Consider the following 22,828-nt stretch of genomic DNA (forward strand, 5'->3'; position numbering starts at 1 on the left):
TGGGTTTTGTTTTTAAAGCCAGCGCAGTATAATCCATTTGGTTCGCGCTATGGATAAAAACATGGAAGATGTGCGTAGAAAAATCCTCGTGGTCGATGATGAGGAGCTGATAGGCAAAGCGCTCAGGATAATCCTTGCGGAAGAAGGCGCAGTGGAATACGCCAGAAATGGCAGGGAAGCCCTTGGGAAGAGCGCTGTTACATCCTATGACGTATTCATCGTCGATATGAATATGCCTGTCATGAACGGCATGGACTTTTATAAAGAGGCTGTAAAGACCCTTTCCGGGATAAAAGAGAGGATTATATTTTTTACCGGGTCTTGTGAGGAGGATTATTTCTCCTTTTTCAGGAAAAATAATCTGAGATTTCTGGAAAAGCCTTTGGAGCCGAAGGAGCTCAAAGATCTTGTTCGACGGATACTGGAGAGTAAAGTATTGACCGAGCTATAAAAAAGTAAAACCGTCTGCCCAGGTTTTTTATCTAAGAGTTCGACCTTCTCCCATAGCTGCCTTTACCAAACAATATTGACTAAGTTAACCATAAAAACCCGCTCTACTTTGAGCGACGGCTTGAATTCCGATAACGAAGGTAATATCATTCAGGAATAAGCTGGAGGAGGTTCAGATGGGTATCGAATGCAAAACCCCTGAAGTCGATATTGAAGACAAAATGCTCGAAGATGTCTTGAACACTCTTCAGCCGAAGGACGTCGTTATAATCGATACTGACCATTGCAAAACCATCGAAGAGAACGAGTTCGAGATATTTGCCTCTCTCGTTGCACGCGGCAGGTCAAAAGAAGATGCTGCAAGAATCGCTAAGGCCATGGCTTGGGATGATGAGTAATAACAGCTCTCTTACAACTCTCCCTTTGAGAAATTTTTTTTTAAAAAAGGAGTGCGCGATTGGAGTCGTCCTTTAAACAGTCATTTGGAATGCTCAGTATAATTCAGCGGCTCAGTGCAATTTTAGTCTTCTATTAAAAGAAGGTGGCCGCCGAAGATTAATGGCCAAACATCTGCTCAAAGATTCAGTGCCTGTCCATCCTTAAGCGCGATTATTTTAACTATGAAAAAGGTCAGACAAGGTCTGGCCAGTCTTGAAATGCGCATAGTGAATCTCGCCATCAATCAGAATAAATTATCCTCGAATCCACTCGCTTTAATCAAAAATGCTAGCGTCGGGGGGACTCTTGCTTATATAAAGGGCTTACGGCAGTCGATACATCGTAGCCCTGGTCTGGCCCTCCCGGATTACGAGCCCTGTTTCTACGAGTGGTTTGATAATCTGGCTTACGCGCGCCCTTGTAAGGGAGAATGCCTTTTCTATTTCAGGAGCTTTGACGCGTCCCTTATCTCTTAAGAATCTTAAGATGTCTTCCTGCCGCTTTGTAAGCACCATTCGAGGAGCAACAATAGCTATCCTGAGCGAAAGTACGCGTTCCTTTACCGTATTTAAGGTCTCAACTACCCCTTCTGCGACATATTCGAGCCAGTAGCTTAGATCTTCGTCAAGGTCCCTTGCCTGCTGGATTTTCCGATAATAAAGCTGCCTCTCCCGCTCGAAGTACTCGTCGAGGGCGAAGAGATGATGGGTATCAAAGCCTCTTGAGTAAAGGAGCCATATTGCGAGCGCTCTCGAGATGCGTCCGTTGCCGTCAGAAAAGGGATGTATTGAGACAAGGCGGTGATGAGCTATTGCGCATGCAATAACAGGATGCAAGGCTTCCGCTTCCCTGAAATTTATCCAATCGAGCAGCTCCAGTGTGAACGGGCGGGCCTTATCCGGCGGAGGGGGAGTATAGATAGTTATGCCTCTGTGGTCGACTATTTTGTTTTGACGGGTCTTGTAATGCCCGGACTGCACATCTGGCAGGACTTTGCGCGTGAGTACCCGGTGAAGGCGCAAAAGGTCAGACTCCTTTATGGGGGTCTCGGCCTTTCTGTTCCAGACCCAGTTCATGGCTGTAAGGGCGTTGAGTATCTCCTGTTTATCCTTAGCTTTCGCACCGATTTCTTCTCCGCGAGCGAGAGCCTCCACCTCCGGAAGCGTCAGTGGGTTCCCCTCCGATGGCCGTCGAAGAATGGGCTAATCTCGCAGCAGTCTCGCGCTGAAGGATCGGCAGCCACGGAGCGTCCACCACAGCCGAGTTGATCCAGGCCCGGATTTCAGCTGCCTGCGTAACCAAGCTTAAGAGCCTTGGGCTTATATCGAAACGCAGCTTATACATGTTTTGGAATATAGCTTTATGTAAAGTTTATGTCAAGTTTTCTTTGTAAGGGGCCTTCGGGTGACGGCCAGTTCTTAATCATTAGGAAATCAGAAGGTGGACCTAAACGTAAATTACCCTGTTTATTACCCTCTATAATCCTTATTGCCCTTTCTCTGCCTGGTCTGCTTCTGATGTTTTAAACCCTAACTGCCGTCCCGTAATATACGACCTTCGAGACCATCCATTGTGAGCCCTGCTGCTCATAGCTTCCAGTGGTCATCTTGAGATCGACGATGGCGTTTGCGCCCAACTTAATCCCCTGGCGCATGATGTCAGCCAGCGCTTCTTTTTCAGCCTTCCTGAATCCTCTGTCGGTCGACGCAGCCGTTTCAGAGATGCCGGTTACGGTCCCAAGGGCTCCTTTGATATTCCTGTCAGGCAGACTGCTCGAAGTCACGACGGTTATACTGCTCCGGAGTTCATGAATATCTCTGTCGAGCTCGTCCAATGAAGTACGCTTCCGAAAGATGAGGGAGGAAAGAAGGAAAATCCCGACAATAACACCTACTACCAATAATATATCCATATCAACACCACTCCTTCGTTCTAAATGCAATTATTGTATTAAGAATAGCTTTATACCATATAAAATATAGTTGTCAATGATAAAATGTCATTTAACATGAAAAATCTTTCTATTGCATAAAAAGGATTGATGTTATAAAATCCGCCTAACTCATCGCAATATGGAGTAATTTCCCAAAATGATTAAATGCCATCTTTCAAGATTCATGGGCGAACGGAAGATCAAAATCGCCGAGCTTGCCCGGACAACAGGCATTCACCGAAATATGCTCACTCTTCTCTATTTCGAAAACGCCAAAAGAATCGAGTTCGACGTCATGGAAAAACTCTGCCGCTACTTCAATTGCTCGATACAGGATTTATTTGAAATAGTCGATGAAAAGTGAAGAGGGAGTTTACTAGGTGTGTTTGCCTAAATAGACTACAAAAGTAACTGTACAAGTTCTACGGAGGACAACTTAGCCACGATCACATTTGAGAGAATGAGATGACCTTGGAAACATTAACAGAAGACATAGCGATTGAGGGCTTACGGAACTTCTTCCGTGAGAAACCATTTCTTTTCTTTGGGACAGGGATGTCTTGCTCCTTGGACATGCGTTTGGGTATGCCCGCCCTGAAAGATGCCCTTATTGCTGAAATCAAGACTCGTCCTTTGCCTGTTGCACAGGCAAAGGAATGGAAACGTGTTGAAATTGCGCTTCAGACTGGTTCGGATTTAGAATCGGCACTCAATGAAATCAGCGAACAAGATTTGCTGAAAACGATTACCGAGGTTACGGGAGCTTTTGTTGCAACAGTTGATCGTGAATGTGCTTTTCGCATCGCCAAAGGCGAAGTCAAGTGGCCAGCGACCCAGTTCTTGAAAAAAATTGTTGATTCACTTCCGGAAAGCGACCGTATTCTTCACGCTCTAACGCCGAATTATGACATGCTTTTTGAATACGCATGTGATTCCGCACGTATTGCATACACCAATGGATTCTTCGGCGGAGTTGAAAAAAATATGGATTGGCATGCTGTCGATAGGGCTTTGCTCTTGCGGAGGTATGTTAATCAACGAAGGAAACGCAAGGCGGTCTATAAGCATCGGAAGCATGTTCGCCTGTATAAGGTTCATGGTTCCCTGAATTACTTTTTCCACAGAAGCGCAGTCATCGAAAACAACGCTTGGACGTGGGGACCACCTGATTTTGCTCAGCGCGTGATGATAACGCCGGGCTTGTCAAAATACGAAATGCTTCAATGCTACCGGCAGGAATTATTGAAAGCTGCTGATGCCGCGATTGATAGGGAAAACCACTTCCTGTTTCTAGGGTACGGTTTCAATGACAAACATCTTGAGGAATACATCAGACGAAAGCTGGTTACCCAAAGCTGCAAAGGGTTGATTATCACTCGGGACTGCAATTCACGCATTGAATCGTTGCTGTCAGATGCCGCCAATCTCTGGATAGTCTGTAAATCACAAGATGCAAGCTGCGAAGGCACGCGAGTTTTTAATAAGAAGTATTCTGACTGGCTGAACCTTCCTGACAAAAGACTTTGGGAGATAAGCGAGTTTACAACGCATATTCTTGGAGGCTAAACATGGCAATTTTTAATTTTGATAAGTCTCATTCTCTTGGAAAAGTTCGCGCAGTGGACACGCGTAGGGTAGACATCCAAGTGAACAGTGATGAGGACTTGAGAAAGGCGCGAGTCGGACAACTGGTCGCTCTTGCATTGCCTGGAGCGATTGAAGAATGGCTGATTGGCATCATTGATAAGGTGATCAAAACGCCTGTTCTCGAAGAGGATGATGAACTGGAAATGGAAGGAGCGGATGAGACAACCTCTCGGTCCCTTTCACGAGAAATCGTCCTAAATACAGTTAGATTGACTCTGGTTGGCACGGTGAGATTATCCACTGACAGCAGACCTCTTTTCTCACGATCGCTTGTTCAGGTTCCAGAGATTGATGGCACATGCCATATTCTGCGGGATGCTCAACTGCAAGCCTTTATGAGTTTGCTCTCGGTTGCAGGAAAGACGGACCATTCGCTGGAGATGGGCCGATACACGATAGATGAAACCGCAACTGCCTATCTGGATGGCAACAAACTTTTCCAGCGTCATGCGTCTCTTTTGGGTAGTACCGGTTCCGGTAAATCTTGGACGGTTGCTGCTATTCTCGAACAAGCAGCAAAACTCCCATCGGCCAACTTGATCGTGTTCGACCTGCATGGGGAATATCGGGAACTCACCTATGCACGGCATTTGCGTATCCCAGGCCCTGAGGAATTGGGCAAGGCTGATCCCTCATTGCTGTTTTTGCCTTACTGCCTCCTCAACGCCGAGGAGATGCAGGCCATGTTTATTGACCGCAGTGAATTCAGCGCACACAATCAGGTCATGGCATTTCAGGATACGGTGGTCGCTGAGAAGAAGAAGACGCTGGAAACGTTAAAGAAGAATGAAGTACTGAATGCCTTCACTCTCGATAGTCCAGTTCCATTTAAGATTAGCGATGTGCTCGCAGAATTGGATCGCTTGAATAAAGAGATGGTTTCTGGCTCTAGCGGAAAGGATAAGCAGGGGCCATTCTATGGCCAGTTTAGTCGATTGCTTGTTCGCTTGAACAGCAAGATTGGTGACAAGCGCTATGGTTTTTTGTTTCAGGCTCCGGATTCGGAATATGAATACGACGCCATGGCCGCTACGATGAAGCGGCTGATGGACTATTCCGAATCCAACGCCCAAATCAAGGTCATTGACTTCTCCGAGGTTCCTGCGGACATCCTGCCTGTGATTGTTGGACTCGTGGCCCGCATCATCTATCAGGTGCAATTCTGGACGGACCGTGGCAAACGCAAGCCTATGGCTTTTGTCTGCGACGAGGCGCATCTCTATCTACCTAAGAAGGACGGACGAAACCCCGTTGAGCAGCGTGCAATCGAAAACTTTGAGAAGATCGCGAAGGAAGGCCGGAAGTATGGCGTCTCATTGCTAATTGTCAGTCAGCAGCCTTCCGATGTGAGCACAACCATACTGAGCCAATGCAACAATGTCGTCGCCTTGCGCCTAACCAACGGCGACGACCAGGCCACGGTCAAGAGGTTCATGCCGGAAAGTCTTGAAGGACTGATGGACACGCTGCCCATTCTGGATGTTGGCGAGGCGCTGATTGTGGGTGACGCCGTGTTGTTACCGAGCAGAATCCGGATTCATCCCCCCAAAGAGAAGCCGCTCAGTGCGACAATTGATTTCTGGGATGAATGGAGCAAGAAGCCTGAAATTCCCGACTTAACCAAGGCCATCGAGAATATGAGAAGGCAGAATAGGAGTTGAATGGTAATTGTAATAAGACAATGACTGACGCCTTGTCCGACATAGCATTACGACAACGGTGTTTATATCACTAATTTCTGAGATAGATGTGCACCAACGACTAGTGAGCACCTATTATTTGTTTAAGCATGTACTGCGCTCCTTCTAAATCCATCTTTGATGAGAGATAGTCTGCGCACATAAGATCTTCAGAGAGAAAATTATCGTATTTTGCAGAGGGTTTATTTTTGATCGTCCTTGCCAGCTCCAATGCCTCTATTGATTCTTTTGCTACGTTTTTCAGATAGCCCGTGAGTTCTTCTTCGGTCGTATCAAGAACCGTTATAGCTATCCCGTCATTTTCTGCTTTAATGCCGTTATTTCTAAGCAAGGCTGTTATTGTATCCATAACCTTATCCCCTCTCCAGCAAAAGAAAAGCAAATTTTTTCCATTTTGGAGTATATGCTTATTCTCCAATCCGTATCGATTGAAGTAATACCTTGCCTCTCCAAGAAGCTCCTTTGCTGTTGGATCCAGAAAAACGGGGATGTCATTTTCTGTATAGATCTTATACATCTCCTGACGGATACTGTCATGCACCCATCCGGCTTGACCACCGAATGAAGGTGGCCGCCCACCCTTGGCTGGTATCAACTCAATTATTTTCTTTTGCTGATCGATACCAGTAACCTCCCAACGCCTGCCCCCGAATATCAAAAGTGAACCTTCGCTTAGTGGTCGGTCTATTGGCAGCGTCCCTAAAGTTTTTCCTCTTGTTATGAGTCTGTATTCCTCAGGCGTTATAAACGCAGTATAAAAAGAATAATGATTGACAATCTTCTCACCAAGTCTTCCATGCAGCAGCAGCCCATCGTTTGTCTGTGCAAGAAGGCCCTCATTCCCCATGCATCTTAAAAGCTCGATGAACTGTTTCTTATTTAGTAAATCGAATGGTCCATTATTGCAAAGTAAGTCCCAGGCCTGAGAGGCGGTAACACCTCCATATTGAGCGATGAGAGATAATATTTGTTGAATCAGGGTCGAGAGATGGAATGATTTTGCTGGCGGAGGCTCATACCATTTTAAAAGTAACAGTCTAACCATCGCAATGGATTGAACAAGATTGGCTCTTAAAGTGTCCTGGAGAGGGGTACTATTAGTAATCTCCTGCTCAGTAATATAAATTCGAAGAATCGCCGGGTCTCCGCGTCTGCCTGAACGGCCGAGACGCTGCCTCATGCTGGCAACGGATGGAGAAACGCCAATCTGGGCTATGCTGGTAACTGAGCCTATATCGATTCCCATCTCCAAAGTAGAAGTGCATACTATACTGACGGGACGGGATTTGTCCTTTATGGCCGACTCGGCTTCTTCGCGTAATTCCTTTGATAAACTCCCATGGTGAGGCCAGAATTCATTTGGGACCCTGTTTTCCTCACACATCCCGCGTAAATTGTCAGAATATGTCTCTACACTGGCGCGTCTATTCGCGAAAATGAGATTACTGGTGCCACGTAGGGTTTTAAAAAGCGACTCTGCAATGGAAGACTCAACGGATGAATCATCAAAAGTATCTTCCTTTAATTCATTTGAATTTTCGTCAATCTTAATCTCTTTTTCGACATAGCCTTTTAGAAGCAATTTCAATTCCTGGCCGCTTGAACGTGAAACAATCATCCTGACATCTTTACCTTGTCCTGGCCTTAAGAATTCAGCCGCAAGCAACATATCACCTATTGTAGCGCTCAGGCCGATCCTAGGAACCCTGCGTCTTATGGCGATTTCAACGCGGTGTAGTAATGACTGCAGTTGTATGCCTCTTTCAGAACCGATGAATGAATGGAGTTCATCAACTATGACATATAAAAGTCTGCTGAAAATCCTTTTAACATCATGCCCGTAGTTTACGAATATAGCTTCAAGAGATTCGGGAGTAATAAGTAAAATTCCCGCAGGCTCTTTTACAAAGCCCTTTTTTCTGCCAGAGCCTATGTCACCATGCCATGGATAAACTTTTATGTCGAGCTCCTTGCAAAGGTCGCTAATCCTGGAAAACTGGTCATTAATTAGGGCTTTTAGCGGACTAATATAAAGTATAGAGGCTTCAAAGTTATCTGTTTTAAGAAGCCTTGAGCAAATTGGAAGGAATGCTGCTTCGGTCTTGCCGCTTGCCGTTGCAGCGGCTATTATTACATCTGTTTTGCCTTCCAGTATGGGTTGAATGGCCTCTTCCTGGGCTTCGCGCAGCTCTGTCCAGCCTTGCTGCCATATCCATCGCTGAATCTTCTCGTCAAGAAGATAGAACGCTTTTGTCTGCTCGATGTTTTCCATCAAAGTTTGAACTTGGCGAGATCATCATCTCTATTGTCTATTTTGGTCAAATCAGCGGTGGTTTCAGGATTTTCTGATTCCTCTTCAAAAAAACTAAGGTCCGGCATTGTATCAGGGCGAATCTCTACTGTGCCAAGCAGGTCTTGCCATTTTGCATCTCTATTTTGTTCTAAAACAGCTAATAGATTGATGAACGAAGTGATCGTGGTGCGAGGTGTGCGGAAATAGGCGTCTCCGATGCGTTTTGAGCAGTGCTCCATGAACGCCTTAAGGCCTTCATCGGGGAGAAGATATGCCGAAATGTCGCCAAATGCGAACACATGTCTGAGTTTCCCTGTCAGTATATAGAAGTCCTCTTGGGTCAAGTTGTCGAGTCTTAATACCGGGCCGCTGTAATCGGTGAGGCCCTTGACCGCAAAGGTATTTTCAGCAAGCCTGCTCTGAAGAGCCTGATAACTGTAGAGGCCCCTCCTCGTATCCATCAAAAATTCAGGGGTTCCGCCCATGATTATACCAAGACTGGCCGCAGTTCCTTGCAGGCAGTCATTCAATATGCGCAGTATCTGTTCATAATTCGAGTTCCTTGGACCTGCCCCCCGTAAACTGTGCCACTTGTAATTAGAATGGGGTCGTAATAAAACATTCTAAACAAGGAGGCTGGGTATGAAGAAGAGCCGGTACACGGAGGAGCAGATTGTAGGGATTTTGAAGGAGGGGGAGGCCGGTATCGCGGTGTCTGACCTGTGCCGCAAGTACGGGATGAGCGACGCCACCTACTACAACTGGAAGGCCAAGTACGGCGGCATGGCAATAAGCGATGTCCGGCGTCTCAAGGCGCTTGAGGACGAGAACAGGCGCCTTAAGCATCTGGTTGCCGACCTCACGCTCGATAACCAGGCTCTGAAGGCTGTCGTTGCAAAAAACTTCTAAAGCCCAAGGCGCGGCGGGCAGCGGCTCAGTTTGTCGTTGAAAGCTTTGGGCTGAGTCAAAGGCGAGCAAGCGTCCTGACCGGGATAGGCAGGAGCACCTACAGATACCAGCCGCAACCTGATCAGGATGAACAGATTCGCAAGAGGATGAAAGAGCTTGCCGATTTAAAGAAGCGCTTTGGGTGCCGGAGGCTACACTTATTTCTCAAGCGCGAAGGGCTTGTTGTCAATCATAAGCGCACGGAGCGGATATACAGAGAAGAACGTCTCTCACTGCGGATCCGTAAGCGTAAAAAGAGAGCCGCTCAGGTAAGGGTTGAGTTGCCGAAGGCGACGCGTCCCAATGAGCTCTGGGCCATGGATTTCGTGCAGGACACCATGCATAACGGTAGGAAGTTCCGGCTGCTTACCATGCTGGACACGTTTACAAAAGAAAGCCTCAAGATCGAGATTGATACGTCGATTGGCGGCAAACGGGTTGCCGCTGTTTTAACCGAGGTAGGGTCTGTACGCGGGCTTCCTGAGAGCATAGTGGTTGACAACGGCCCTGAGTTCATAAGCAATGCTCTGGATGCATGGGCCTACACGCAGAAGGTGAAGCTGCACTTCACCCGTCCAGGCAAACCCGTTGACAACGCCTATATTGAGAGCTTCAATGGAAGGCTCAGGGACGAATGCCTCAACCAGCACTGGTTTCTTTCACTTGATCATGCACGCAGGATTGTTAATGAATGGCGCAGGGACTATAACGAGGATAGGCCGCACAGTTCACTCGGAAACCTTTCTCCGAATGAATTCGCAAGGCTTCAACAGGAGAAAATGGCTGCATTAGTCTAATTACGAATGGCATTATAGATGGGGGCAGGTCCCCTTGCCTGTGTGTTTGACAGCTTATAAAGATTTACAAGCTCATCAATGCATACAAGAAGACCTTCGAATCCGGCAAGTCTTACGAATCTCGCCATAAGTTTGAGATGGTCATATACTGTAGCATCATCTATTATTGTCCTTACTCCAAGGGCGGTTCTGGCTTCGGTTTTAGTGGAAAACTCGGCCCTCAGCCAGCGTATTGCATCCGATTTAAGCTGCTCGTTCCCCTGGTCATGCCCTTTCCAATATTCGGCAATGACATGGGCGAAGTCATAACCGCCTACCATCTCAGTGAGCTCTGCGAGACGTTCATGTATGATTATTTCAGGCCCTTTGCCTGTCGAGCGAGCCTCTTTCAAAGACTCGGTTACGAACCTCTCGACGATGCTTTGGAGGGCTCCACCTTCCGGTTTTGATCTTGTGGCGATATTACGCATTAGTTCAGCGTATAACGAGCGAGCCTTGCCGCCTGTCGCATGAATGCGCCTGTCAGGGGTCAAGTCGGCGTGGACTGTTACGAGACGCTTTTCAAGGGCGATAGCCCTTATTAAATTCAGAAAAAATGTTTTTCCCGAGCCGTATTCACCAATAACAAATCTTATCGTAGACCCTTTATCGGCTATCCTGTTTATATCGTTCAGGAGGGCTTCGACCTCTTTAACACGACCTACTTGTATCAGGTGCTGTCCAAGACGCGGCACAACCCCGGCCCTTAGAGACTGAATTATGGCGTCACGTTCCCTTTGACGTATTTTCATCTGCAATCTCCCTGGCTATTGTTGGATTAATCTCGATAGGGTCTTCGCCTTCAAAGAAAGGTTCCCCGTAGGTTTCATAAGAAGCGTCATTGATGCTATCAAGAGCACCGTCAAGCATTAGATTCATTGTTGCAGCAATTTTCTCAAGTTCTTCTCTCGACCATGTATCTTTTCCGGCAAGTTTTAACATGAGTCTGGAATTTTCTACATCAAGTCCGGCCACCGTCTTTTCTTTTATATTTTTGGAAGTCTCAACCCGAGCGGTAGAAGAGGCTTCCTCATCTTCCTCGACAAAGATATTACTCAAGAGCGCAGAAACGGCGGCTGTCTCGGCAAGCTTTGCTTCGATGGTTTCCATATCAAGGGAAACAGCGGCTTTTTTCTCAGGGGCTGACGGCAAAGCGTACTTCTTTTCCGCAGATTCCTTTGGTTTTACAGTTACAGGTTCTATAGCAGCCTTATGAGCGTGGCTGTACAGGTCCTGGGCGTTGAGCCCCAATAAATTATAGATTTTACTCAATAACTTTATTTCGTTCGGGTCTATGCTTCCGTCACTCTGGGCTATACCCACCAAAAATCTTCCAATGGTCTCGCGTTCATTTGCATCCAGAGGTTCTATCCGCTTTTTAATTCCCGTAATGCCAGGAGGCGCTGCGAGCAGACATTTGGTATAAGCTTTCAGTCTCACCTTTTCATCCATGCTCAAATGCAATAAGGATTCAAGGTGCTCTTCCAGATGTTTTTCCTCATCAACAGAGATGCTCCCATCAGCATTTGCCACCGCAGCCGACAGGTGAAGAATGCTTGCGGCAGCAAGGTACTCGGAAGTTGGCGCATTGGCGGAATCTTTCTGTACTCTAAACAGGACTGCTTTTTGTTCTGGTTTCGGCAAAGAGCTACCGAATCTTACGTCGGGTTCGATGCCTATGCCTATCTTCGAAAGTAGCTGGGCTAAAGCTACCGATTCACGCTTTGTAAATTTTTCAGTAGCAAAAGAAGGGAAAAGGCCGATAATGGTTTTTAAATCAAATATTGCGGTTTCTTGCGGTAGATTTTTATCAAGCCAGTCAAAGATGTTTTTCAACTCCTCGCTTTGATGTTTGTCTAATAGACAGTCCGGCAATAAAGCGAGCGCCTCATGCGAACTTTTTTCATCAGGATATCTTCCTATAAAGCGGCTATATGCATCCAATTCATCGACGCAAGAGTTGGCGATCTCACGCAATCTTTTAATAGGTCCGGTAACGGCTGTAACATCAGGCAGGTCGGTTTTTATTTCATATTCTTCCGCCCCAGACAATCCCGAACTCGCTGGATGATAGCCGATCTTGAGCTTTGTCTTGTTAGGTTTAAGTTTCAGTCCATCCCCAATTTCGTCTGAATAGCGAATGAGGAACAATCTCCTGAACTCTTCTTTACAACGATATGCTGGCGTCCTTAGTCTGTTTTCAGGGTCGTTTTCAACCCATGCCAGAGCCCAGTCCGCTGGCAGTGGCATGCCATCTATGGCGAGTTGCCCAAGACCAATCTTAAAACTTGTATAGTCTAATTCAATGTCTAAGTTAATAGGGTTCTTGTAAAATTTTGTTTTTAAACCTCTGGCTTGTGCAAAGCTCAGAAGCCCTGTAGCATATCTGTTAAACGAAGCATTATGGCCGTAAATTGAAAGAAGCCGGCTAATTTCGGCTGCTATAAGGTCGGCTTCTTTTCTAGCAGATTCGCTTTTTTCAAAATCAGACAGCAGGCGGCGCTCCAGGCCATAGTAATAAAGGAAGACGTAGCCGATATTTATATCAGGATTCTTCTTGCCATTTGCAAGCCATTCAAGGTAAGCACTGCGAGATTGAGTCGTTATTTCTGAATAAGAAGGCCAATATCTTAAATCCCGTCCCTCTTTATCAGGTGATCCTTTATCTACTGGCAAATCAGGATTGATTAGAGCCGGCTCAACACCCCATTTTGCAACGCTCTTCAACCCTGTTCCGAAATAAAGCAAACCTTCTTTTATTTTATAGCCCTTAACATCGACATACATGCCTGCCGGAGTCCATACGGAATCTGGCGAGACATCCTGTGAGAAATTAGTTGATCTTTCGGCAGGGGTATAACTCGTAGAAACTGTTATGGTAAAAGAAGGTTCGGCCTCATGCTGGCGCTCCCATATTGGGTCTTGAAGTGTATTTGATGCTTTGTGGGTTGAAGGGGCTCCGTTGTTATAGGTTGTCTTAGATTGATTCGGCTTTTTATTTCTAAGAAGGAGAGACCAAATAAGAATCCCGAATACTATCGCAACTATGACAATAAAAATAAATTCCATATTTACGCGATTTGAATTCCATGTTTGATTTTATCAAAATAATTACAATTTTTATGTGTTTTGTCAAATTAAAATCAGAAGGCAAGGCCTAAATCTAAATTACTCTTTTTATTACCCTCTTATGAGCCTTATTGCCCTTTCTTCATCCCGATCTGAAGCATTCAATTATTCATTATCTTTTGAAGGTCCTCTGCTCATTAGACGATAATATCTCCGGTTCTTACAGGTATGAGCCGTTCCGGTATCTGGCAGTATAAATTTATCCGTTAAGACATCAACTGCTGCCCTTTTTGTCTTGCCCTTTTCCTTTAAAATTTATATATTTAAAATGTATTAAACCGTTAATTAAGGAAGATTTTCATGGCACGTCAGACAAAAGACAAAAAGACCCCCAACGGCGGCAATCTCGGCTTTGAGGAAAAGCTCTGGCAGGCCGCTGACAAGATGCGCGGCCATATGGATGCTTCGGAATACAAGCATGTAGTCCTCGGCCTCATCTTCCTTAAATACATATCAGACGCCTTCGAAGAGAAGCATCAGAAGCTTATGGAAGATAAATTTGCCGACCCTGAAGACCGCGACGAATACACCGCTGATAATATCTTCTGGGTTCCGAAGGGTGCCCGCTGGTCTTATCTGCAGGCGAACGCCAAACAACCAACTATCGGCAAGCTCGTTGACGATGCGATGGTTGCCATTGAAAAGGAAAACTCCCAGCTTAAAGGAGTCCTCCCCAAAGACTACGCACGCCCGACCCTTGATAAACATACCCTAGGCGAACTCATCGATTTAATCGGCACTATCGGCCTTGGCGATGCTGAGAGCCGCTCAAAAGACATACTTGGGCGTGTATATGAATACTTCCTTGGACGCTTTGCCGCAGTTGAAGGTAAAAGTGGTGGCGAGTTTTACACTCCTCAGTCCGTCGTAAAAATACTGGTAGAGATGATAGAGCCTTATAAGGGTCGTGTCTTTGACCCATGTTGCGGTTCGGGCGGTATGTTTGTTCAATCGGAAAAGTTCGTCGAGGCCCACGGGGGCAGGAAGGGGGATATCTCCATCTACGGACAGGAGTCAAACCCCACGACATGGCGTCTGTGCAAGATGAATCTTGCGATAAGAGGCATTGACGGCAATATCGGGCCTCACCATGCGGACAGCTTCAGGCAGGATATCCATAAAGACCTTAAGGCGGACTTTATCCTTGCAAATCCTCCCTTTAACATAAGTGACTGGAAAGGCGAGCTCCTGATGTCAGATGGAAATACGGCGCTCCTCCCGTGGGCAACGCGAACTTTGCCTGGGTTCAGCACTTTATCTACCATCTTTCCCCAAGTGGTGTGGCCGGTTTTGTTCTTGCGAACGGGTCCATGAGTTCAAATACAAGCGGCGAAGGCGAGATACGAAAGAACATAATCGAAGCCGACTTGGTAGATTGCATGATAGCTCTACCCGGACAGCTCTTCTATACAACGCCGATTCCTGTGTGCCTCTGGTTTGTAGCCCGTAGTAAGAAAAACGGCAAGTTCCGTGACAGGCGCGGCCAGACGCTCTTTATCGATGCCCGAAAAATGGGCTATTTGATAGACAGAACACACAGGGAATTGTCCGATGAAGAGATTCAACGGATAGGTAAGACCTACCATGCCTGGCGAGGTGAAAAGGAAGCCGGAAAGTATGAAGATATCCCCGGCTTTTGCAAAAGCGCCACAATCGAGGAGATACATAGTCACGGTCACGTCCTCACGCCAGGCAGATACGTCGGAGCCGAAGAGGTAGAGGATGACGGCGAGCCGTTTGAAGAGAAGATGAAGCGCCTTACCGCAAAGCTGAGCGCGCAGTTTAAGGAATCGGAGGGGCTGGAAAAGATTATAAAGGCGAACCTGAAGAGACTGGGGTATGGCGGATAAAAGAAAAACAAAAAAATCCAAATCTGAAATTGTGCAACAGGCTGCTGCACAATTGCTATCAACGAGCTACGCTGAATTGCTCGAAGACCTCAAAGCGCGGATTCGCGCCGCGCAGATCCGCGCAGGTCTTGCAGCCAATAGTGAATTGATCCAGCTCTACTGGAATGTTGGACAGCAAATATTGCTCCGACAACAAAAAGAGGGATGGGGTGCGAAAGTCATTGACCGCCTTGCCCGTGATTTACGCCGTGCATTTCCTGATATGAAGGGATTTTCTCCACGCAATCTCAAATACATGCGGGCGTTTGCCGAAACATATCAGGACAAACAATTTGTGCAACAGGTTGTTGCACAAATCCCCTGGGGGCATAATGTCCGTATTCTTGACCATGTAAAAGAATCGACTCAGCGCGAATGGTATATCCGACAGACCATCCAGCACGGCTGGTCACGAGATATCCTTATCCACCAGATAGAAAGCGGTCTCTACAGGCGGCAGGGAAAAGCCATTACCAATTTCGACCGCACCCTACCCACGCCTCAATCCGAGCTTGCCCGGCAGGTCTTGAAAGATCCGTATGTCTTCGACTTCCTGAGTATCGGTGAGGAGGCAAAGGAACGGGATCTGGAAAAGGCCCTCTTGGAGCAGATAAGGGCTTTCCTGCTTGAGTTGGGCGTCGGGTTTGCCTTTGTCGGTAGTCAGTACCATCTGGAGGTCGGCGGTGAGGATTTCTATATAGACCTTCTATTTTATCATCTCCACCTGCGCTGTTTCGTAGTCATCGAGCTTAAGATTGGGGAATTTCAGCCAGAATACGCTGGCAAGATGAACTTTTATCTTTCGGCGGTGGATGACCTCCTGCGCCATAAAGACGATCATCCGAGCATCGGCATAATCCTGTGCAAGGCCAAAAATAAGGTGATTGCGGAATATGCGCTCCGCGATACCAGAAAGCCGATCGGCGTTTCCGGATACAAACTTACGGAAACCTTGCCGAAGAACCTTAAAGGTGAACTGCCGAGCATTAAGGAACTGGAGGGGTCAATTTCGGCGTCTACTTCTGTATCAGGCTCGCTTACAATAACCAAAGGTGATTCCTGAGGTGATTGACATAATGGATTTGTCACATAAGAAACGGATTTGCGTATCGTAAATTGCAATTTGCCATACACAAGCTTGTTTGTTGTTATCTGACGATACACAATGATTGACCTATAAGGTCACGAATTGTGACCATATAGAAAGGCCGCGGGACGCATCGCAAATACCTGCCTTATGTGTTTTTCCAGAGCAGAGAGTCGCCATGCTTTCCAGCGTACTGAACAGCAAAAGAGCGGTAAAGATAAACATTGAGATTATGCGAGCGTTCGTAGGCTTCGCCAGATGTTCGCTTCTAACGCCGAGTTGATGCGAAAGATGACCGAACTTGAAAAGAAGTATGACGAGCAGTTCAAGGTTGTTTTTTAGGCCATTTATGAATTGATGCAGCCGCCGGGGCCAAAGAAAAGGCAGATCGGGTTCAAGGCCGGGAGTAAAGAGTAGTCTTGAAGTGCCGATTTGGCATTTTAAAACGGCAATGCCTGGTTCGCTATTTATAAGGGATGCCGCAAACGAACAATTCCTATTTGGAAGATTTGAAAGATGCAAGATAAAAGCCCGATGACCCATTTAGAAAATATCTGTGAGATTATCATGGGGCAATCTCCAAAGGGAGAAACATATAATACTATAGGCAACGGGACACCTCTTTTGAATGGTCCAACAGAGTTCGGAGAACATCATCCCAAGCCTGTTTTATATACTACCTCACCTACCAGGCTATGTAAAAAAGGTGACCTGCTTTTCTGCGTTCGCGGTTCGACGACAGGTCGTATGAATTGGGCGGATGCTGAATATTGTATAGGGCGCGGTGTAGGGGCTTTCCGAGCCAAGAGCGATGAAATCGATACTCGATTTATTTATTATACTTTGGTATGTGAATTGCCAAGGCTCCTGTCTCGATGCGCTGGCTCAGTTTTTCCTAATTTATCCCGCTCTGATTTCGAGACTTTTGATGTCGTGTGGCCTGATAGGAACATACGATCAGCCATCGCCCATATCCTCGGTGCGCTGGATGACAAGATAGAGCTTAACAGGCGAATGAACGAGATGCTGGAGGCAATGGCTCGGGCAATCTTCAAGTCCTGGTTCGTGGACTTCGAGCCAATCCCCGGCTTCGGCCCTCACAAAGAATGGCAGGACTCCCCAATCGGCAGGATTCCAAAAGGGTGGGATATTGCCACGCTCGGCGACTTCTCCTCATTGAATCCTGAGGTGTGGTCGAAGGAGACGCGCCCGGATGTAATCAATTATGTCGATCTCTCGAATACGAAATGGGGCCGAATTGAAACAGTCACAATATATGCGAAAGGAGAAGCACCGAGCCGAGCCCAACGTGTATTGCGAGCACAAGACACCATCGTCGGTACCGTGCGCCCCGGTAACGGCTCGTATGCTTTCATTTTAGAAGAAGGATTGACCGGAAGCACCGGGTTCGCAGTACTGAGACCCCTAAAAGCCGAGTATGCTGAGATTGTATATCTCACCGCCACAGCTGCCGACAATATCGAAAGGCTTGCGCACTTGGCGGACGGTGCAGCCTATCCGGCGGTGCGGCCTGATGTCGTTGTTGCAACGCAAATAGTTAAGCCAGTCGATAAAGTACTGAGGGCATTCTCTCACATTGTAGCACCATTGCTTGCCAAGATGTTTGTCAATGAACGAGAATCCCGTACCCTCGGCGCTATCCGCGACGCACTGTTGCCCAAACTCCTATTGGGCGAGATAAGAGTTAAGAATGGGGAGAAGTTTATAGTGGAGCGGACGTGATATTAGAATCTGCACCTTGGAAAGATGAGTTGCTTAAAATCGCTTTTCGTTTAGAAAAACGAAAACAGCAGAGAAGGTGGCTTGAAACTTCATTTGCAAAGCTGGAAATGGAAGTCTTTATTGCAGCTTACTGTATAAGGAAGCTTTTTGAGGCTGCAAAGACTTCCAGTAGTACCACTGCATACCAGTTCAATGTGAAGGCATATCGTTTTATCGGTACGAATATAACAAAAATCAACTGGCATGAATTTGACGAGCATTATGACCTTAGAAAGCCAAAGATCTTCAGGAAAGACGCCTTGTTTATCTGTAACCAGCTTGTCCACAGTTATGTATTTGCACCGGACCTTAAACGAACTGGAGGATTAAGGGGGATTTTCTTCTGCTCTGATCGGGAGCGGCACAGTTGGCTATACCTGCTTGCTATTGACGAATTGATACGATATCTGAAGAAAGTAGGCCGAGATTATCCTAACTACAGTTCATCATGCTTCGACCCAAAAAGGCGTGATTATGTCATCACCCATCAAGAGATGCTTAAATGAAATGAAAGATAAACTCACAGAATCCATCATCGAAGTCGCCCTCGCCGCCATCAGCGATGCCCTGTTGCCAAAGCTCCTGTCGGGTGAGATAAGAGTTAAGTATGCAGAGAAGTTTGTGGAGGCTGTATCATGATTCCCAAAACTTTTGATGCCATCTCAAAGTCTGACATAGAGGCACTTGTCGAAAATCAGGTGAGAGAAGGACGTACTATCGAGTACAAACAGGTTCTTCTTGGTAATTCAGACGAGGAGAAACGGGAGTTTCTATCCGATATCTCATCTTTCGCAAACGCGGGCGGAGGTGATTTGTTATATGGCATTTCGGCAACGGATGGCATCCCACAGGATGCTTTAGGCCTGGAAAGCAATCTCGATGCTGAATTGCTTCGTTTGGAGAACCTAATCCGAGACAGTCTTGACCCTCGTGTGCATGGATTGCGAATGAGAGCGATTGATGGATTCGCAAAAGGTCCTGTCCTGCTCATCCGCATTCCAAGGAGCTGGGCAGGCCCACACATGGTCACATTTAAGAACCTGTCGCGCTTCTTTACACGAAATAGTGCAGGGAAGCATCAAATGGATGTATTGGAGATAAGATCCGCCTGTTTGCTTGCAGATGCCTTGCCTGAAAAGATGAGACGCTTTCGTGACGAACGGCTGGGGAGGATAATCGCAAGCGCGACGCCCGTTCGCATGTTTGAGGGTGCAAAACTTGTGCTCCACATTTTGCCAGTTGCTGCTTTTACGTCGGACGCGAGCATTGAAGTGGCTGTCTTAAAGGCACGCTCTATGAGCAGTCTACGACCTATTGGAGCTTCAGGGTGGAATGACGGGTACAATCTGGACGGCTTTCTTACCTATAGCGGCCCGTATGATAGCGCTGGATCAAGGGCATATTCGTTACTATTCCGAAAAGGGCAAATTGAGGCTGTTTTTGCGGATTTAGTAAGAGAGCGCGATGATCGGAGGTTTATTCCGAGCGTAGCCTATGAAGAATATATTATTCAAGGGGTCTTAGGTTATTTAGGCGTTTTGAAATCGTTAGAGATTCCGAGCCCGCTGGTGCTCTTTGTCTGCATGACAGGGGTGGCAAATGTGCATATGGGTGTTGACACCTTTTATTTTTCACATGGCGGCAGCCCCATAGACCGCGACACGCTGGTTCTGCCTGACATCCTTGTTGATGATTACGAATCCATAAATGATAAAAATGCGGTAGCCGGCGTTCTTCGACCGATTTTTGACGCCGTTTGGAATGCATGCGGTTTTGAGCGCTCTTTCAATTTTGACGATAAAGGAAATTGGAAACCACGTAGATAAAAAGAGCTGGAAAAAACTCTCGCCGCCATTCGCGATGCGCTTTTGCCAAAGTTGCTGTCGGGCGAGATAAAGGTAAAGGATGCGGAGAAGCTTGGGGAGGTAGTTTGACATGGCATTCACGGAGACACTGACAAGCTTAGCAATGCTAAAGGTCAACATTGATCAGGGTAAGGACTACCTCGAATATCTGCGACCTTTTATTCTGCAGATACTTATTGACCAGAAGCCCGACCCCGTGACTGATGTGGTTGTCCGTGATCATCTTCGCACACAATTTGGCCTTGAGATTCCGGAGCGTGTTGCTCAGATTCTATTGAAGCGCATCTCTCGGTCGTATCTACTAAAGCGTGAAACTGGGGTATATCGAATCACGGGTACTTTACCAAACCCTGGGATTACTGCAAAGAAAACTGAAGCAGATCGACACATCAAGGCAGTGGTCTCAAGTCTGATAGAGTTCTCAAAGAACACCGCTAAGCCGATTACAACCGAAGATGAGGCGGTTACAGCCATTTGCGCATTCCTGGCAGAGTTCAATATCCCTTGTCTTCGTGCATACTTGAGAGGTACGGCCATTCCAACTGTCGAGGGCAAACACCATAGCCACATTGTGCTGGTCAGTGAGTATGTCGTACATCTGCAACGCACCAACCCTGAACGTTTTGAAAGCTTCCTCGTGGTGGTTCAAGGGCACATGCTGGCAAACGCCTTGCTTTGCCCAGACCTCCAAAACGCCCCAAAGTCATACAAGGGCGTCACTTTTTATTTAGATACCCCATTGTTGATACGACGGCTTGGGCTTGAGGGTAATCCAAAGCAGGCGGCGGCAGTAGAGCTAATCCGACTGCTGAAGAATCTTGATGCGGCCGTTGCTACGTTCGCACATTCGCGTGATGAACTGGATCGTGTGATCAGGGGCGCAGCCGATCATATAGAAGCACCGAGCGGCCGCGGGGCCATTGTTATGGAAGCAAGACGCAAAGGCACGACCAAATCTGACCTACTGCTCTTGGCAGGACAAATCGATGAGAAGCTCGCCGACTCTGGAATTGAGGTGAAGTGCACACCGAAATATATTGCAAACTTTCAGATCGATGAAACAGCTTTCGCTAAGGTACTTGAGGATGAGGTGTCATACTTTAACTCGCGTGCCATGGATTATGATATCAACTCTGTGCGAAGTATCTATGCACTTAGGGTAAATTCGTCCCCCACGATTGTGGAAAAGTGCGGAGCAGTTCTCGTCAGCAGTAATGAAGGTTTTGCACGGGCAGCATATGAGTACGGACAGCGGCATGAAGAGTCGCGCGAGGTGTCAAGCGTGATCACCGACTTCAGCCTGGCAAACATGGCTTGGTTGAAAGCTCCGATGGGTGCGCCGTCTCTACCGACCGCTGAGATACTCGCATTCTCTTATGCAGCACTTCAGCCCTCAAAGGAGTTGCTTGACAAGTTTTTGGATGAGATGAATAAGTTGGAGAAACAAGGCAAGATTACTGCACGCGATCATCAGCTCCTCAGGAGTAGCACACTTGCACAAGAGGAGATGATGAGCCTGACGCTGGGAGAAGAGACAGCGCTTACCGAGAAGACGGTCACCGAGACACTGCGGCGCGTTTCAGAAGAAATCAAGAAGGAGGAAAGCGAGAAGCTTACAGCCGAGCAAATTGCTCATCGCAAAACTCAAGTTGAGCTTGATGCCGAACGTGTGACGAAAAAGCAAATTCAGGAACGGTTTTTCTGGCGATGTCTGAAGAATGCACAATACTGCGCGTGGGGGATTTCAGGGTTTATCTCTATTCTCATAATTGGTGGCATCATTGCCGGATTCGGGCTCAAAGCGGCAAATCCTGCTCTTGGCTGGGTGCTTCTCGTAGGTTTGTCTGCACTGGCAATTGCGACAATAGCGAATCTTATTTTCGGTGCTACTGTCCAGCAATTGCACAACTACATCGAAGAACGATGTCTTAAATTCTTTTTAAAACGCGTGTTTAAATCAAGCGGGATTGACATCGAGAATAGACTATGACCCCTTCAAGAATCACTGAATCTACCGCTGAAGAGGCTCTTTACGGTTGGCGAGATTGATTATAAAAAAATCTAATCGCTATGACACCTCTGGCTTAACAGAGGCACAGTTTGAGCCTGGTTCGGGTCGGCGTGTGCTCAAGAATTTGCTCGGAATTAAGAGCAAGCGGGAGATGGACCGCATCGAAGCACTTGTTCAGCTTCCTGTTCTGGAGGAACTATCCAGCATCTATGATAAAGACCATAGGTTCACCGCCGCTGATATATGCAGGATTCACGAGATCTGGCTTGGGAGAATATATGAGTGGGCTGGACAATACAGGAGAGTAAATGTCAGCAAGGGAGACTTCCCTTTCGCAGCCGCCGGACATATACCAAGTTTAATGTCAGAGTTTGAAAAGAAGCTTCTTAAGAAATACACTCCTTGTCTTTACTCAGCACATAAAGACATAGTCAAGGCAATTGCTGTTGTCCATACAGAACTGGTTTTGATTCACCCCTTTCGCGAAGGGAACGGCAGGGTTGCCCGTATACTAAGTGCCCTGATGGCGTTACAGGCAGGATTGCCGTCACTGGATTTTACTGGAATTAAGGGGAAGAGAAGACAAGAATACTTTGCGGCGGTAAGGGCTGGTATGGATAATAATTATGAGCCTATGGAAAAGATTTTTAACGCCGTGATTTCCCGGACACTACGGATTCAGAAAGGATAGCTATCTTGCCGGGCTCTTTAACAGCCTTGATTGCTTTGTCGACTGCCGCGTGGACACCTTCGATAGCGGTTGAAGAAGATACAGTAGTATAGAACATGGCTTTACGCTTCTCAGGGTCTTTCAGATAAG

Annotated in this window: 17 protein-coding genes and 2 pseudogenes; 13 read left to right on the forward strand and 6 right to left on the reverse strand. The window is 46.9% G+C overall.

Annotated features, from left to right (window positions below; genetic code table 11):
• The first annotated feature begins 49 nt into the window (after nucleotides 1-49).
• Nucleotides 50-451, forward strand: a complete 402-nt coding sequence (locus K8I01_08055; GenBank protein MBZ0220369.1) for a response regulator — start codon at nucleotides 50-52, stop codon at nucleotides 449-451.
• Nucleotides 452-626: 175 nt separating this feature from the next.
• The gene (locus K8I01_08060) at nucleotides 627-848 is read left to right on the forward strand and encodes a hypothetical protein (GenBank protein ID MBZ0220370.1); all 222 of its coding nucleotides are present in this window, start codon (nucleotides 627-629) and stop codon (nucleotides 846-848) included.
• Nucleotides 849-1,211: 363 nt separating this feature from the next.
• Here the strand turns inward: K8I01_08060 and K8I01_08065 are convergent, their stop codons facing one another.
• Nucleotides 1,212-2,042, reverse strand: a complete 831-nt coding sequence (locus K8I01_08065; protein ID MBZ0220371.1) for a Fic family protein — start codon at nucleotides 2,040-2,042, stop codon at nucleotides 1,212-1,214.
• Between the two features lie 368 nt (nucleotides 2,043-2,410).
• Nucleotides 2,411-2,722 (reverse strand): heavy metal-binding domain-containing protein, encoded by a 312-nt coding sequence (locus K8I01_08070; protein ID MBZ0220372.1) that lies wholly within the window; start codon nucleotides 2,720-2,722, stop codon nucleotides 2,411-2,413.
• A gap of 256 nt (nucleotides 2,723-2,978) precedes the next feature.
• On the opposite strand from K8I01_08070, the gene K8I01_08075 reads away from it, so the two are divergent.
• From K8I01_08075 to K8I01_08085, 3 genes are all read left to right on the forward strand, one after another.
• A complete protein-coding gene (locus K8I01_08075; protein MBZ0220373.1) occupies nucleotides 2,979-3,185 on the forward strand; it encodes a helix-turn-helix transcriptional regulator in 207 nt (68 codons plus the stop codon).
• 101 nt (nucleotides 3,186-3,286) lie between these two features.
• Nucleotides 3,287-4,387, forward strand: coding sequence for an SIR2 family protein (locus tag K8I01_08080; protein ID MBZ0220374.1), 1,101 nt, complete (start codon nucleotides 3,287-3,289; stop codon nucleotides 4,385-4,387).
• Nucleotides 4,388-4,389: 2 nt separating this feature from the next.
• Nucleotides 4,390-6,129: an ATP-binding protein gene (locus K8I01_08085; protein MBZ0220375.1), complete on the forward strand. Its 1,740-nt coding sequence runs from the start codon at nucleotides 4,390-4,392 to the stop codon at nucleotides 6,127-6,129.
• A 100-nt stretch (nucleotides 6,130-6,229) separates the two neighbouring features.
• On the opposite strand, the gene K8I01_08090 is transcribed toward K8I01_08085, so the two are convergent.
• Both K8I01_08090 and K8I01_08095 read right to left on the reverse strand, forming a co-directional pair.
• A complete protein-coding gene (locus tag K8I01_08090; GenBank protein MBZ0220376.1) occupies nucleotides 6,230-8,440 on the reverse strand; it encodes a DEAD/DEAH box helicase in 2,211 nt (736 codons plus the stop codon).
• Complete coding sequence (locus K8I01_08095; protein MBZ0220377.1) at nucleotides 8,440-9,003, reverse strand: ATP-binding protein; 564 nt, start codon at nucleotides 9,001-9,003, stop codon at nucleotides 8,440-8,442. The genes K8I01_08090 and K8I01_08095 overlap by 1 nt, the downstream gene beginning before the upstream one ends.
• A gap of 100 nt (nucleotides 9,004-9,103) precedes the next feature.
• On the opposite strand from K8I01_08095, the gene K8I01_08100 reads away from it, so the two are divergent.
• A protein-coding gene (locus K8I01_08100) for an IS3 family transposase (GenBank protein MBZ0220378.1) occupies nucleotides 9,104-10,206 on the forward strand; the annotation gives its coding sequence in 2 pieces (ribosomal slippage) (nucleotides 9,104-9,356 and nucleotides 9,356-10,206; 1,104 coding nt in all).
• 32 nt (nucleotides 10,207-10,238) lie between these two features.
• On the opposite strand, the pseudogene K8I01_08105 reads toward K8I01_08100, so the two are convergent.
• A pseudogene (locus K8I01_08105) lies at nucleotides 10,239-10,997 on the reverse strand (ATP-binding protein).
• Complete coding sequence (locus K8I01_08110) at nucleotides 10,972-13,314, reverse strand: TerB N-terminal domain-containing protein (protein MBZ0220379.1); 2,343 nt, start codon at nucleotides 13,312-13,314, stop codon at nucleotides 10,972-10,974. Before K8I01_08110 ends, K8I01_08105 begins: the two are co-directional and overlap by 26 nt.
• Nucleotides 13,315-13,674: 360 nt before the next feature.
• On the opposite strand from K8I01_08110, the pseudogene K8I01_08115 reads away from it, so the two are divergent.
• The 7 genes and pseudogenes from K8I01_08115 to K8I01_08145 all read left to right on the forward strand — a co-directional run bounded on the left by K8I01_08115 (nucleotide 13,675) and on the right by K8I01_08145 (nucleotide 22,699).
• Nucleotides 13,675-15,224, forward strand: a pseudogene (locus K8I01_08115) (type I restriction-modification system subunit M).
• Nucleotides 15,214-16,326 (forward strand): PDDEXK nuclease domain-containing protein, encoded by a 1,113-nt coding sequence (locus tag K8I01_08120; GenBank protein MBZ0220380.1) that lies wholly within the window; start codon nucleotides 15,214-15,216, stop codon nucleotides 16,324-16,326. Before K8I01_08115 ends, K8I01_08120 begins: the two are co-directional and overlap by 11 nt.
• Before the next feature lie 540 nt (nucleotides 16,327-16,866).
• On the forward strand, nucleotides 16,867-18,093 hold the full coding sequence (locus K8I01_08125; protein MBZ0220381.1) for a restriction endonuclease subunit S: 1,227 nt from the start codon (nucleotides 16,867-16,869) through the stop codon (nucleotides 18,091-18,093).
• The gene (locus tag K8I01_08130; GenBank protein ID MBZ0220382.1) at nucleotides 18,090-18,638 is read left to right on the forward strand and encodes a hypothetical protein; all 549 of its coding nucleotides are present in this window, start codon (nucleotides 18,090-18,092) and stop codon (nucleotides 18,636-18,638) included. Before K8I01_08125 ends, K8I01_08130 begins: the two co-directional genes overlap by 4 nt.
• 129 nt (nucleotides 18,639-18,767) lie before the next feature.
• The gene (locus K8I01_08135; GenBank protein MBZ0220383.1) at nucleotides 18,768-19,958 is read left to right on the forward strand and encodes an ATP-binding protein; all 1,191 of its coding nucleotides are present in this window, start codon (nucleotides 18,768-18,770) and stop codon (nucleotides 19,956-19,958) included.
• 109 nt (nucleotides 19,959-20,067) lie between these two features.
• A complete protein-coding gene (locus K8I01_08140) occupies nucleotides 20,068-21,987 on the forward strand; it encodes a hypothetical protein (protein ID MBZ0220384.1) in 1,920 nt (639 codons plus the stop codon).
• 46 nt (nucleotides 21,988-22,033) lie between these two features.
• The gene (locus K8I01_08145) at nucleotides 22,034-22,699 is read left to right on the forward strand and encodes a Fic family protein (protein ID MBZ0220385.1); all 666 of its coding nucleotides are present in this window, start codon (nucleotides 22,034-22,036) and stop codon (nucleotides 22,697-22,699) included.
• Nucleotides 22,700-22,828 lie beyond the last annotated feature (129 nt).

The sequence above is a fragment of the Deltaproteobacteria bacterium genome, from assembly GCA_019912665.1.
In the GTDB taxonomy this organism is placed as follows: domain Bacteria; phylum Desulfobacterota; class GWC2-55-46; order GWC2-55-46; family GWC2-55-46; genus UBA5799.